8 protein-coding genes and 2 pseudogenes are annotated in these 14810 nt (G+C 46.1%); 9 read left to right on the forward strand and 1 reads right to left on the reverse strand.

Translation table 11 applies throughout. The annotated features are described in order from the left end of the window. Positions 1–72: 72 nt before the first annotated feature. The gene (locus tag GHH_RS06450; RefSeq protein ID WP_015374504.1) at positions 73–1752 is read left to right on the forward strand and encodes an MrcB family domain-containing protein; all 1680 of its coding nucleotides are present in this window, start codon (positions 73–75) and stop codon (positions 1750–1752) included. Then, positions 1721–4264, forward strand: a complete 2544-nt coding sequence (locus GHH_RS06455) for a restriction endonuclease-like protein (protein WP_015374505.1) — start codon at positions 1721–1723, stop codon at positions 4262–4264. Before GHH_RS06450 ends, GHH_RS06455 begins: the two co-directional genes overlap by 32 nt. Positions 4265–4342: 78 nt before the next feature. On the opposite strand, the pseudogene GHH_RS18795 reads toward GHH_RS06455, so the two are convergent. Continuing rightward, positions 4343–4471, reverse strand: a pseudogene (locus GHH_RS18795) (IS982 family transposase); the annotation flags it as partial. A gap of 539 nt (positions 4472–5010) precedes the next feature. Here GHH_RS18795 and GHH_RS06460 point away from each other — a divergent pair. From GHH_RS06460 to GHH_RS06490, 7 genes and pseudogenes are all read left to right on the forward strand, one after another. Then, entirely contained in the window at positions 5011–6246 is a 1236-nt protein-coding gene (locus GHH_RS06460) for a DUF3238 domain-containing protein (protein ID WP_015374507.1), read from the forward strand. A gap of 141 nt (positions 6247–6387) precedes the next feature. Next, the gene (locus tag GHH_RS06465) at positions 6388–6723 is read left to right on the forward strand and encodes a hypothetical protein (protein ID WP_015374508.1); all 336 of its coding nucleotides are present in this window, start codon (positions 6388–6390) and stop codon (positions 6721–6723) included. 74 nt (positions 6724–6797) lie between these two features. Beyond that, positions 6798–7313: pseudogene (locus tag GHH_RS18800) on the forward strand (transposase); the annotation flags it as partial. 123 nt (positions 7314–7436) lie between these two features. Next, the gene (locus GHH_RS06475) at positions 7437–8471 is read left to right on the forward strand and encodes a nuclease domain-containing protein (protein ID WP_015374510.1); all 1035 of its coding nucleotides are present in this window, start codon (positions 7437–7439) and stop codon (positions 8469–8471) included. 224 nt (positions 8472–8695) lie between these two features. Beyond that, a complete protein-coding gene (locus GHH_RS06480) occupies positions 8696–10243 on the forward strand; it encodes a class I SAM-dependent DNA methyltransferase (RefSeq protein WP_015374511.1) in 1548 nt (515 codons plus the stop codon). Next, positions 10240–11496: a restriction endonuclease subunit S gene (locus GHH_RS17735; protein ID WP_015374512.1), complete on the forward strand. Its 1257-nt coding sequence runs from the start codon at positions 10240–10242 to the stop codon at positions 11494–11496. Before GHH_RS06480 ends, GHH_RS17735 begins: the two co-directional genes overlap by 4 nt. A gap of 34 nt (positions 11497–11530) precedes the next feature. Continuing rightward, positions 11531–14596, forward strand: a complete 3066-nt coding sequence (locus tag GHH_RS06490; RefSeq protein WP_015374513.1) for a type I restriction endonuclease subunit R — start codon at positions 11531–11533, stop codon at positions 14594–14596. Positions 14597–14810 lie beyond the last annotated feature (214 nt).

Consider the following 14810-nt stretch of genomic DNA (forward strand, 5'->3'; position numbering starts at 1 on the left):
GCTGATTTTTTAGTAGAATAGAAGAAAAATAGAAAAGAAGAATGAAAATTCTACACGGAGGAGCTATTTCCAATGTCATTGCACGATCTGTTCCGTGAAGTGATGGCCATCTACGAGCAAGACAAGCAGGAAAAACTGTCGAAAGAGCGGCGGACGTTTCAGTTAGTGACGCGGGCGATTCCAGAGGTGTTGAAAGCGCTGCCGTTTCTGCTGCCTGACCGGTATATGGTGAAAGGGTCGGTCGGTCAAGGGAATTGGACCGACGTGCCGTGGGTGGCGGTGATGGACCAAGAAGTGACGGATTCGACGCAGCGCGGCTATTATATCGTCTACTTGTTCAGCGAAGATATGCGCCGTCTCTATTTGACGCTTGCCCAAGGAGTGACGGAGACGCCGAAAGACGAAATGGAGCGGGTGAAGCGCGGCATCCGCCAACTCATTCCTGCCGAAGAGCGCGTGCGGACCGATGATGACATCCGTCTTGGCGAAAGCAAACGGGCGAAAGACTACGAACGGTCGGTGGCGGCGTATATCGCCTATTCGTTTGGGGATATGCCATCCGATGAACAACTCGCGCGCGACCTCGAAACGATGATCGATTATTACCGACAGTATGTAGAGCGAACAGAACCAATGACACCGCCCGAGCAGGCCTTTTCCTATCGGGAGGCGGTTGAGCATATTCATTCATACATATCCGCCAAAGGTTTTTATTACACAAAAGAGGAAGTGGCCAACCTCTTTCTTTCATTAAAAACGAAACCGTTTGTCATCTTATCCGGCATTTCCGGAACGGGGAAAACGAAAATCGTTCAATGGCTCGCCGAGAGCGTCGGCGCCACGGAAGACAACGGCCGCTTCGCCTTGATCCCCGTCCGCCCGGACTGGAACGACGGCTCCGATTTGCTTGGCTATGTCGACATTAAAGGCGAGTTCAAGCCTGGGCCGCTTGCGAACGTCATCATCGAAGCCGAGAACCATCCCGACAAACCGTATTTCGTCGTGTTGGACGAGATGAACCTCGCCCGCGTCGAGCATTACTTCAGCGATGTGCTGAGCGTCATGGAAAGCCGCCGCTGGGAAAATGGGCACATCACGTCGTCGCGGCTGCTGCCGAGAGAAATGGCGGGGCGCGACCTTTTTCTCCCACCGAACGTCTACATCATCGGCACGGTCAACATGGACGAGACGACCCATCCCTTCAGCAAAAAAGTGCTCGACCGCGCGAACACGATCGAGTTCAACCGTGTCCGTCTCGACCATCTCGACTTTTTGCGCGATGTGCCGACCGTTGCACCCCAACCTGTCGGGCAGGAGCTGTTCGCGGCGCGGTATTTGCATTTGAAAGATGTATATGCCGATTATCCAAAGCTGGTAGAAGACGCGACGAAACAGCTCGTGGACATCAACCGCATCCTTGAGCCGCTCGGGGCGCACATCGGCTACCGCGTCCGCGACGAAATTTGCTTCTACCTTGCTTACAACGAAGAAGGAAAGCTGATGGAATTTGACAAGGCGTTCGACTATTGCCTCATGCAAAAAATGTTGCCGCGCCTTTCAGGAAGCGACGCGCGGCTCGAGCGGGCGCTCAAAGCACTGTTTGTCCTTTGCGCCGGCTTTGAACCGGACGGGGACTACAGCGGTGCGCTTGATGTGTCGTACGCCCGCTATCCAAAAAGCGCGGAGAAAATTTGGCGCATGCTGCGGAGGTTAGAGGACGATGGCTTCACTTCGTTCTGGCTTGGGGCGTGACGACTATGAGCTCGTCCATATCGAAACGAACCATCTCACGCTCGTAATCAAAGGAAAGCCGTACCACGAACAATACGAAGGGCTTCAGCAGTACCGCCGCCTCGATTTCCACGAGACGATGGAGTTTTTCGCGAGCGGCGAAGGGGTGCTCGACGTCAAACTGTTCGACGTTGACGCGGGGGCGCTTGTCGACTGGTCGGGCGGCCACCGCCCGATTTTCTTTGAAAACGGCGTCTATCAGCTGCTTGTCGTTCCGAAAACCGACCGAGTGCTCTCCTTTTACCATGAGTCGCCAGCGCTGAGAAACGCCATCAGCCGTGTTGACATCGGCGGACAGGCGGTGTTGATGGGAAATCTTCACTTCCCGAATGAAGTCGGGCTGTCGACATTTGAAATCCGCGACGGCAGCCGTTCCATTTTGGACGTGACGATCGAAATTTTTCCGACGAAGCTGACATATAAACAAGACTACCAAATCCTTCTTGACGAAGTAAGCGAAGAAATCTACAACTTGGCCTTTCACTTCATCAAGCGCACGTACCAGCGAGCGAAGGCGAAGAGGGACGGCGCGCCGTCCCGAAGCGAGTTTTTCCGGCTTATGGAGGCGCATATCGGCGATTTTTTGCAGGCCATTCGCCATATCGAGCGGCAGCCGCACCATCAACTGTCGACCGTCCATGTGAGGGTGCGCGGCGACCAGCTCGGCCGTTTGGATGCGGCAGGAAGAAACGATTTGCGCAAGCGGCCGCATGTGTTCCGCGATGTCAAACGCGGCATCGACATTGGAAGTCGAACCGTCATGCCGCAATCGGGGCTCAAAGCGAAACAAGAACTGACGTACGACACGCTCGAAAACCGGTTCGTCAAATGGATGATGACGCGCCTTGCCGAGAAGCTGCGCGATTTGTTCGAACACGTGCAAGGGAAACAAAAGCGGTACGAAACAGAACCGGATCCGGATTTGCTGGAGCGCATCCAATCGATGATCCGCGCCCTCGAAACCCGTCTCCGCCACTCCTTTTGGCGGCCGATCGGGCGGCTTGACCGCTCTGTTGCGAGCCTCGTCCTGCAAATGGCGCCTGGATACCGCGACGCTTATCAGCTGTTTCTCCTCATCACCCGCGGCCTCGCCTTGCAGGGAACGCTGTACCGAATGTCCGTCAAAGACGTGGCGACGCTGTACGAGTACTGGACGTTTCTAAAACTCGGGCAGCTTCTCGGGAAAAAATACAGACTCATCAGTCAAAACGTCATCCAAGTGAACCGCTTGGGATTGTTCGTCCATCTCGACAAAACCCGCTCCGCCAAGCAAGTGTACGAACATCCGCACACGGGCGAGCGAATCACGCTCACGTACCAGCTGTACGAAGGGAGGCTGCCGACCGTCCCGCAAATGCCCGACACGGTTTTGGCGATTGAAAAGAAGGGAAAAGACTATACGTTCAACTACATTTTCGACGCCAAATACCGCCTTGATTTCGCCGTTTCCGGCAGCTCATACGAAAAACGGTACGGAATGCCGGGCCCGATGGAAGACGACATCAACACGATGCACCGCTACCGTGATTCCCTTGTCGCCCGCCGCGGCGGCCCGTACGAGCGCACCGCCTTTGGCGCCTACGTGCTGTTCCCGTGGCATGACGAAGACAGCTACCAAGCGCACCCGCTGTACAAAAGCATCAACGACGTCAACATCGGCGGCCTGCCGTTTTTGCCGAACGCCACCCGCCTCGTCGAGCAGTTCATCGAGCGGTTGATCGAAAACAATCCTGAAGAACTGCAACAAGAAGGCATCCTGCCGCAAGGGATCATCGAAGAATGGCGGTCGGCGTTCGACGAGCATGTGCTTGTCGGCATGGTGCCAAGCGCGCGGCATTACGAAGCCTACGTGAAGCACCGCTTCTACCACATCCCAGTCAAGCAGCTGAAAAAAGGCTGGCAAAACGCGCGCTACATCGCTCTTTACCCGAAACAAGGAGCCGCCCCGCAAAACGGGGTCACGTGCTTTGGCAAAATCACCGCTGTGAACATCGTCAAACGCTCGGCCATCGCCGAACTGCCAAAACGAAGCGATGACGAATACGTTCGCTTCGAAGTCGAAAGCTGGAACTTTCTCCAACACGTCATTCGCCCTGTCGGCTACGGCATCGCCGTTTATGCGATGACGACGCTCAACACGCTCAAGCAGGCGAAAGAACTGCCCGAACTGTTCATGAAATCAAGCGACGAAATCGCCCTTTGGCGCATCCTGCGGCGGCTGTCCGACCGCATCCGCTTCGACCTTGACGCCCGCTACTTGGATCAGGCGTCCAAAATCACCGCATACCGCGTCAAAAACGTGTCCATCCGCCTGGAAAGCGGCCGTCTCATCATCACAAACGGCGCAAAGCACAAAACAATCCCCGCCGACCTGCTCCGCAGGCAGCCGTCGGCCGTGTTTCGCGAAGTGGTGGGGATGATGGGGGAGGGGTGCGACCAGAAAATGAACCTTGAAAAGTCAACTTTGCGATGACATTGCACACCTCAAGCATTGTAGCATTTCCTCTGGGCGTTTATGAATATCGCTTTTACGGAAGCAAACGTTTTGATCCAAGTGACGATTGCGACGATGAAGATACATTTGAATCAACGACAGTTGGGCAGAAACAAAACAGAAAATGGCGGCATATTGTTTTGGCAGTTTGGTTGGATCTGTAGTAAAATGAAAGTGCTCTTGCATGGGGGATTCCTCCTTTCGAATGATGGGTCACACTTTCATTCTACAGGAGATCTGCCAGCAAGGGCTATTTTTATACTTGTCTGAGTTTTATCTAGCACCACGGGTTCAACTTGTTTGTCGAGTAATGTTGAATTTTTAGTAGCGATTCTTCTTGACTTTTTTTTTTGGAAAATATAATTGTTAAAAAGCATTAGAGGAGGTGTATTTTCATGAGCGGAAAAATTATAGTTCGACAAAGGGGATAGCTGTAATAATGGTTTGGCTTGTTTAATAAGTTGGGACCATTGAACAAGGGATGTTCATTGTTCATTTACGGGAAGTTGATTTGGAATTCGAACAAGCGATGATCCCTCAACCAATGTGAAAGATGCTGCGACGTTTACCTGCCCTCATATACATGCAACACCAAGAGTGAACTTTCCATTCATTACAAACTCTAAACATTGCAACAATTCCTCCAGACGCTCATGGATATGCTCTAGGAACCGCTCAGTCGCTTGGATGATATCCCGAAATGAGATTGGAGTGGGATTTCTTTTATGAAGAAAACGATTTCGTTAGCAACCATTATTATTTTATTATTATCTCTTGGCACTGTTACTAACGGTTTCTCGGATTATATTGAGGTGTATTCAATTGAAAAACACAAGGATAGCTTGCGTTTAACCTGGAAACAAATTTCTAATGCTAAGAAATATGTTTTATATGATAAAAATGGAGCAGTTTTGTATGAGGGAAATGAAAGGGAGTTTATTCACAAAAACCTAGTAATGGGTGAAATGTATGAGTATGTTTTAGCTGCATTTGATAAAGACGATCGTTTATTGACTAAAATGAATATTATTACAAACACATTACATCCTCTATCGAATGATAGTGTGAAGGTAGATATGTTTTTGAACGAAAGAATGATAAAAATTGATTGGTCAGATATACCACATATTCAAAATTATACAGTTTACCGTGATGGTGAGCCAATAATGATTGTTTCACAGAGTGAGTTTAAAGACTTTAATGTGTCTTTTGGTCGAGAATATATGTATACCATTGAAGGAATCGAAAAAGTAAAAAAATTTGACGAAGCAAAAGGCAAAGTAGTTGAAGATGAAAAAAATCATGTTATCCTAATCCCTTTGAAGCAAGTAATTGATAAGCGTAATACGCATTTTCAGGAATTCTCTAAGTCATTCTCAACATTTGCAGTTGACCCCGTAACTTCTTATCGCAATACCACATTCATTAAGCCGGCTAAAATATCTGCGCCAGACGGTTACTGCTATGGAGGAGATAATCGTAATTTTTCCGCGTCTGCTAGCACATATCGTACTCGAATTGATCTTTCGATTTATTGGCGGGATGGGTCCTATGGATTTTCAAAATATACAAGAGATTCTATCCGTTATAATAAAAACGATAATGGCACATGCGGTTCAAATGAATTGGCAAGGCAAAATGCTGGGACATCAGGTATAACGGCTGTAAAGGAATGGATTACACCGGGCGAAGCACAGTTTCAAATTTCTCATTCTGTTGGATTACCATTTTACATGGGGGCTCCACCAAATATTGATTACAGTTATAGTTTAAATATTCAAAAGAGTGGAGTTACTTATATTAGTGGTAGCCATGATCAGTATCCTTGGCATGAAATTTATAGATCAGATAACGGGGGAACGTGGAAAACTCTGTATCAATTTGATCCTGATGTTGCAGGTACAAATGTCAATTATTTATTTCCTTGGTACCCCAATAAAAAAATCGCAGTGGGCAAGTAATTTTGCATTTAAATAAAGAATTTTCGATATTGATGTCCCGTTTTTATCACCTGACAAGCGGGCACGTTGACAAGAAGGGCAAACAATGCCATGTAAAGCAAGATTGCAACTTTATATTTATATAATAAGGGGATAGTATGAGTGAAAAAATTTTTTGTAGAGGTTTTGTGGGCGTTTGTCATGTTCACGTTTTCTCTCTCTTTGTTTAGTGATTTTGCCTTTGTCATTGCCATTTTACCGTTTGCGGCATTGGCTATTTTTCTTATATGCGCAGTGACAGAAGTGTTTGTTTCTTATTTTGAGAGAAGATGGGGAGTGAAGTGGGGTTGGACAGTTGTTTTAGGAATTGCAATGGTTACGTCGCTTCCTTTTTATCCGTCTGTTGTCTTTATGATTCCCATTTATATTGGGGCAATGGGGTATTATGCAGGGAGGCGACTATTTACTAAATTTTGTAGGATGCAAGGAAAAGCTTAATCACTCACTTTTTGCACCCTCCCGACGAAAATCGGGAGGATTTTTTGCGCCCATCGTCGATGAAGAGGCTGGATCTCTTGCTCCTTGACGTCGAGTTCGACCAAAATACGCGGGAACAGGCGAGACGGAAAGAGCGTCCCGCTTTGTCCTTGTCACGACCGTTCCGAAGGAATGGAAGGGCCAACAAATGGATGCCCAAGAGATCTTGAAGCTGTATAAAGGGCAAATCTCGGTGGAAATGAACTTCGCGTTTTTGAAAGATCCGTTTTTCACGGATGAGATTTACGTCAAAAAATCAGAACGAGTGGCGGTATTAGGCTATTTGTTTCTGTTGGCCTTGGCCATTTACCGCGTTTTTCAGCGCCGGGTGCGTCAGTTCATTACACCAGAACACCCGTTTGAAGGGTCCTGGAGGCCGCAAGCTGACCCGGCCGACGGGGCAGGCAATTTTTCAGCTGTTTCAATATGTGAACGTCGTCCTGCTCAAGCTGCCGGATGGACGCATCCAACGCTCACTGGATCTCTCCCTCAACCCGGATCAGCGAAGGATTCTGCAGGGATTGGGCATGGATGAGAGCATCTACGTGTAACGTTATACGGAACGACGAGCGATGGTAAAAAAAGGATTACCATCGCTCGTCGTGTTGACCAAAAAGTTATTCTGAAAAACTAAATAAAAAATCCTTTGTTTTGACCTTGTTAAGGTGTGAAATGTGAGTTCAACTACCATTTTCGACGCCAAATACCGCCTCGATTTCGCCGTTTCCGGCAGCGCGTATGAAAAACGGTACGGAATGCCGGGCCCGATGGAAGACGACATCAACACGATGCACCGCTACCGCGATTCCCTTGTCGCCCGCCGCGGCGGCCCATACGAGCGCACCGCCTTTGGCGCCTACGTGCTGTTCCCGTGGCATGACGAGGACAGCTACCAAGCGCACCCGCTGTACAAAAGCATCAACGACGTCAACATCGGCGGCCTGCCGTTTTTGCCAAACGCCACCCGCCTCGTCGAGCAGTTCATCGAGCGGCTGATTGAAAAGAATCCCGAAGAACTGCAACAAGAAGGCATCCTTCCGCAAGGGATCATCGAAGAATGGCGGTCGGCGTTCGACGAGCATGTGCTTGTCGGCATGGTTCCAAGCGCGCGGCATTACGAAGTCTACCGAAAACACCGCTTCTACCATATCCCGGTGAAGCAGCTGAAAAAAGGCTGGCAAAATGCGCGCTACATCGCCCTTTACCCGAAACAAGGAGCCGCCCCGCAAAACGGGGTCACGTGCTTTGGCAAAATCACTGCCGTGAACATCGTCAAACGCTCGGCCGTCGCCGAACTGCCGAAACGAAGTGATGACGAATACGTTCGCTTTGAAGTCGAAAGCTGGCACTTTCTCCAGCACGTCATCCGTCCCGTCGGCTACGGCGTCGCCGTCTATGCGATGACGACGCTCAACACGCTCAAACAGGCGAAAGAACTGCCGGAACTGTTCATGAAATCAAGCGAGGAAATCGCCCTTTGGCGCATACTGCGGCGGCTGTCCGACCGCATCCGCTTCGACCTTGACGCCCGCTACTTGGATCAGGCGTCCAAGATCATCGCGTACCGCGTCAAAAACGTGTCCATCCGCCTGGAAAGCGGCCGACTCATCATCACAAACGGCGCAAAGCACAAAACAATCCCCGCCGACCTGCTCCGCAGGCAGCCATCGGCCGTGTTTCGCGAAGTGGTGGGGATGATGGGGGAGTGAATGATGCATGACCATGCAGGTATGACCGAAAAACAAGGTCGCACCTCCATGAACAAGTGGTGTGCATGATGATCAATTTTTGTTTCGACAAATTTCGATATTGTTTTCCGGAATGTTTTAGTAAAATAGATCTGAGCCCATGGTCAAACATGCTTGGATTGTTTCAACTGCGTTGAAAAGAACGGTTCTTTCTATATTTTGAAACTAACAGGGGTGAACAGAATATGACTGTAAAAGCAGACATTGATTTTCAGAAGGATTTGTTTGAAGCAGCCAATAAAATGCGCGGGAGTGTAGCTCCTGCAGATTATAAACACTATGTACTTCCGTTGATCTTTTTACGCTACCTTTCTAATAAATACGAACAGCGTCGAAAAGAATTGGAGCAAATCGTCAAAGATCCAAGCAGCGATTGGTATACGGAAGATGATGAAATGCGACAAGTCATCATCACTGACCCGGACCAATATAAGGCAGAAAACGTCTTTGTAGTGCCTGAAGAAGCAAGTTGGTCTTATATTATGAAAAACGCCAAACAGCCGAATATTAAAGAGATTCTTGATAACGCGATGAAGCGTCTTGAAGAGGAAAACCCAGAACTGGAAGGCATATTGCCGCGAATTTACCAAGGTTCGAACTTGCCGCCTGAAAACGTGGCGGGATTAATCGAAATTTTTTCCCGTGATGTATTTAGCGCCAATACGGATGACAGTGTCGATATACTGGGCCGTACATATGAGTATTTTATTAGTTCGTTTGCCGCTTCCGAAGGCAACAGAGGCGGAGAATTCTTTACACCGTCAAGTATCGTTAAATTGCTTGTTGCCATGCTGGAGCCGAAAAGCGGGATTGTGTTTGACCCCGCGTGCGGAAGCGGCGGGATGTTTATACAAAGTGAAGAATATGCGCCGAACAAACATGCTCTTTCGTTTTATGGGCAAGAAAATGTGGTAACGACCGTACGTCTTGGAAAAATGAACGTTTTATTGCATGGCATCAATGCGGAAATTCGTTTAGGAGACTCGCTGTTAAACGATCAGTTCCCTGATTTAAAGGCCGATTACGTGATTGCCAATCCGCCGTTTAACCAAAAAGACTGGGGAGCAGACCGTTTATCAAAAAATGACCCTCGCTTAATCGGACCAGTCACAAACAGCAATGCGAACTATATGTGGATGCAACACTTCCTATATCATTTAAATGATACAGGTACAGCAGGCTTTGTCATGGCAAACGGAGCGATGACCACGAATGTGAAAGAGGAAAAAGAGGTCCGTCAAAAATTAGTGGATGAAGGATATATTGACTGCATTGTTCAATTGCCTGAAAAACTGTTCTTTACCACAGGCATTCCATGTTGCTTATTCTTTTTAAGCAAAAACCGTGACGGCAAAAACGGCTATCGGGCAAGAAAAAATGAGATTTTGTTTATCGATGCCCGTAAAATGGGAACGCTCGTCAGCCGCAAGCAAAAAGCGCTGTCTAAAGAGGAAATTGATAAAATCGCAGCTGTTTATCATGCTTATAAATACGAAGAAGCAGAACAATATGAGGATGTTGCTGGTTTTTGTAAAGTTGCAACAATTGATGAAGTACGAGCCAATGACTACAAATTAACACCGGGGATTTATGTTGGGACGGAAGTATCCAATGAAGACGATGTACCGTTTGAAGAAAAAATGGCTGAATTAACTCAGCGTCTTTTAGAACAGTTTGAAGAATCGAATCGCCTTCAAGAAAAGATTAAGAAAGACTTGGAGGGCTTGATGTGAGCGAGTGGAAGATTCTAAAGATCGATGATATTAAGGCTAATATAAGTAATGCGATCGCAATGGGGCCTTTTGGTTCTAGGATAAAATCAGATAATTTTGTGGATAGCGGAGTCCCAGTAATTAGAGGTGTGAATTTAAAGAATGGAAGGTTCGATGAATCTGAATTTGTTTTTCTTACCGAAGAAAAGGCACAAGAACTAAAAAGTAGCCTAGTTTATCCTGATGACATAATCTTTACACACCGAGGTACTTTAGGACAGGTTGGAATTATCCCAAAAAACGGGAAATATAAGAAGTATATTATTTCACAAAGTCAAATGAAATTAACATGTAATAAAGAGATAGTGGAACCATTATATGTTTACTATTATTTTAAATCGCCAAAAGGTCAGTATGAATTACTAAAGAATACAAATAGTACAGGTGTCCCTGCTATAGCAAGTCCTTCCACAACTCTTAGATCTTTGGAAATACCTATACCAGATCTAAAAACGCAAAAAAGAATAATTTCAATATTAAGCGGACTGGACGACAAAATCGAACTCAACTTAAAGATGAACCAAACCCTCGAAGAAATGGCCATGACACTTTACAAGCATTGGTTTGTTGATTTTGGACCGTTTCAAGATGGGGAGTTTGTGGAGTCGGAATTAGGGATGATTCCGGGTGGATGGAAAGTAAGCAGTCTTAAAGAATTTGCTAATATCCTAATGGGACAGTCTCCAAAGTCTGAATTCTACAATCGAGAAAGAAAAGGATTGCCATTTCATCAAGGGGTCAAAGACTTTGGTACTCGTTTTCCAGTTCATACGGTTTACTGCACACAAGAATTACGAGTTGCAAATAAGGGAGACATCCTTTTGAGTGTACGCGCTCCAGTTGGACGGATAAATATTGCTAATAGTAAATTGGTAATCGGTCGAGGTTTATCTGCGCTTAATTCCAAAAGTGGGCATAACTCGTTTTTACTGTACACACTTAAAAGAATATTTGCTTTTGAAGATCAATACGGTTCAGGTACAGTATTTAATTCCATTAGCAAAAAGGATATTGAACAACTCAAATTTATCCGGCCACCTCAAGAAGTTCTTGATAATTTTGAAAACCATGTGTCGAAGTTTGATGCATTAATAGAAGGTAATACAAAAGAAATTGAAGAATTACAGGAGTTAAGAGACTATCTCCTCCCTCGCCTTTTATCAGGTGAAATTGATGTATCTAAAGCAGAAAAACAAGTAGAAGAAGTACTTTAAACAAACTTAAATTCGACTAGGAGGTGCAAGCAGCATGGCAACGAGACCTCTGGGTGAAACGGAATTTGAAGAGACGACGATTGAACGTTTAAAACGGTTAGGTTATGACTATCTTCATGCGCAGGAATTGTTTCAGCGCGGAGAGCGGGACAGTCTTCACGAAGTAGTTCTTTACGGTCGGTTGGAAGCCTTCTTAAAGAAGGCTTATCCGGTCATACCGGATCAAGAAATCAAAAGGCTTGCTCAAATTTTAACGGCGCCGGATGGGGTAAAACTGATTAACCGAAATATGCATTTTCACCAAATGTTGACGAAAGGACTTGAGTTTTCTTATGAGGTAAACGACGAAACGTACACGCCTCACGTTTTCCCGATCGATTGGGAACATCCGGAGAACAATGACTTTTTAGTGGTCAATCAATTGCCGATTGAAGGACGCATGTCCCGCCGTCCAGATATCGTTATATATATTAATGGTTTGCCGCTGATTGTATTTGAGTTAAAAAACCCGAACAGCGAGCAGGCGACTGTTTATGATGCATATACCCAAATCCAAAACTATACGTATGATATCTCGCAATTATTTAACTACAACGCTTTTGTTGTCATTTCCGATAACGTGGAAACGAAGCATGGAATGCCGTTTGCCGATTACGATTTCTTTGCCTCATGGAAATCGATTGATGGGCGAAATGTCGATAACAACCGCGCCAATACGATGCGCACGCTGATTGAAGGATTATTTCCAAAAGACCGTCTATTAAACTACATTCGTAATTTTATTGTCTTTTTGGAGGAAGGAAGTAAAATTACAAAAATTGGCGCGAAATATCACCAATTTTTTGGCGTAAACTTCGCTGTCAATGAAGCGATCCGTGCAACACGTCCGGATGGGGATCGGAAAATCGGGGTAATGTATCATACAACGGGTTCGGGTAAATCGCTAAGCATGTTATTTTTCGCAGGAATTTTGTCTCGCCACCCGGAAATGGAAAATCCATCTATTGTCATTCAAGTGGATCGTAATGACCTAGACGAACAGTTGCATGATACGTTTGTGCAAGGGAAATCATACATCGGCCATGTGCATCACGCGGAAAATACCGAACAGTTGCGAACATTACTGAGAGGGGAAGCGGGGCAAATTATTTTCTCCACTATTGAAAAATTCCGTAAAAAAGAAGGAGAAACCCGACACCCTGTTTTATCGGAAAGACGAAACATTGTTGTGATTGCCGATGAAGCACACCGTACCCAAGCCGGTTTTGCGGGCGGATTTGCCGCTCAGTTGCGTTATGCTTTGCCGAACGCTTCCTATATTGGATTTACGGGAACCCCGGTCGATTTTGTTGATAACAATACAGAAGAAATTTTCGGACATATTATCCACCGCTACGATATGGCTCAGGCGGTCGAAGACAAAGCGACATTGCCTATTTACTATGAGAGCCGCCTAATTCCTCTTGATTTATCTACTGAGGACATTGATGAAAAATACAGAGAAATTATCGAAGAAGCAGGGGGAGACGATGAAGAGTCAGAGAACTATAAAAGAAAATGGGCCGCTCTGGAAAAAGTCGTCGGTACTCCAAAACGGCTCCGTCGTTTAGCCAAAGATATCGTATCACATTTTAACCAAGTCGCCAATCCATTTCAAAAAGCGATGATTGTCTGCATGAGCCGGCGCATTGCGGTGGATTTGTATAACTATCTAAGAGAAATTCCGGAATGCCCTCCTGTTGAAGTGATTATGACAGGGGATGTATCAAAGGATCCTAAAGAGTGGCGCGAAGTCCAGCCGGGAAGCAAATATGCGCATATTAAGTCGAAAAAAGAGCAAGAAGAAGTGAAAGCCAAACTTCGTGACCCAGAAGACCCTTTGAAATTTGTCATTGTCGTCGATATGTGGTTAACAGGAATGGACGCAAAACCGCTTTCTTACCTTTATGTCGATAAGCCAATGAGGGGACACAATCTTATGCAAGCCATTGCCCGTGTAAACCGTGTGTTTCCGGGAAAAGAAGGCGGAGTCGTCGTTGATTATATTGGCATCGCCACTTCTCTGAAAGAAGCAACTCATAAATATACGCAAAGCGGCGGAACGGGAAGTCCTACTTACGATATTTCTGAGGCCGTTAGCATCTTTATGGAACATCTGAAGGCAGTAAGAGGATTTATTCCTAGCGAGATTGATGTGCAAAACTGGCGGGCAAAACCAAAGATAGAGCGCGAAGACTTCATTGCAGCTCTTGTTAACATTCTTTTAAACCGAGATCCCGAGGAATATATCCAAGCAGCCACCAAACTGGAAAAATCGTATCAGTTGGTGAAACATCAACCAGAAGTGCTTGAACTAGCAGATGAGGTCATGCTTTATTGCATGATGAAAGCGCAGCTTCGCAAACATTTACGCCCGTCAACTGGGGGATCTAAGGAAAACAAAACATTAGAAGAGCGATTATCAGAACTGATTGACAATAGTCTATTAGCGAAAGAAACCGTTGACATTTTCCAAATAGCAGGAATTGAACGCCCAGATATCAGCATATTGGACGATGCGTTCTTGGCAGATTTAACGAAAAAAGAGCATGTAGACTTGCGCTTAAAGTTGCTGAAAAAACTTTTAGAGGACCAAATCAAAGTGACATTTAGCCAAGGAAGCCCACAGTCAAAGGCGTTAAGCGAACTGTTAGAGAAAACGTTGAGAGATTATCATAATCGAGTCATCCAGGCGGCCGATGTGGTCAGAGTCATGATTAACATGCGCAAAGAAATGGAAGAAGAAATACGCAAGCGGCACGACTTAGGACTGTCAGAGGAAGAAATTGAATTTTACAAAGCGATCACGGCTATGGAGCAGGAAGCGTTCTCAAACGAGTTTCTTGCGAGTTTAATCCATAAGGTGGTCAACGCCTTAAAGAAACAATTAGCCGTAGACTGGACGAGTCCTCACCGCCGCGATGTCTATGCCAAAGTGAAATTAGCTGTCAAGCAAGTGCTCATGAAAGAGAAAATTACGGGACAACAATTGCAGTTCTTAACAAATAAGTTCATGGAGCAAGCGGAACGGCAATATAAAGACTGGCCGATGAATGCGTAATCATGCAATAAATGGTCTATTTGATGAATGGGGTCTAAAAGTTATGCAGTCGGCTAGTACAGGTGTAGATTTCACTATAAGCAAGCATTACGATTTTTTACAACCTTTTTCGTTCTAGTATCGAGCTTTTGAAAGCCAGTTCTGTTGGGAAAATTTTTATTTGTTTTAGTCGCCTCTCGTCTCCTCATGTGTCAGGGGGGACTGAGGGGCGATT

The organism is Geobacillus sp. GHH01, assembly GCF_000336445.1.
In the GTDB taxonomy this organism is placed as follows: Bacteria; Bacillota; Bacilli; order Bacillales; family Anoxybacillaceae; genus Geobacillus; species Geobacillus zalihae.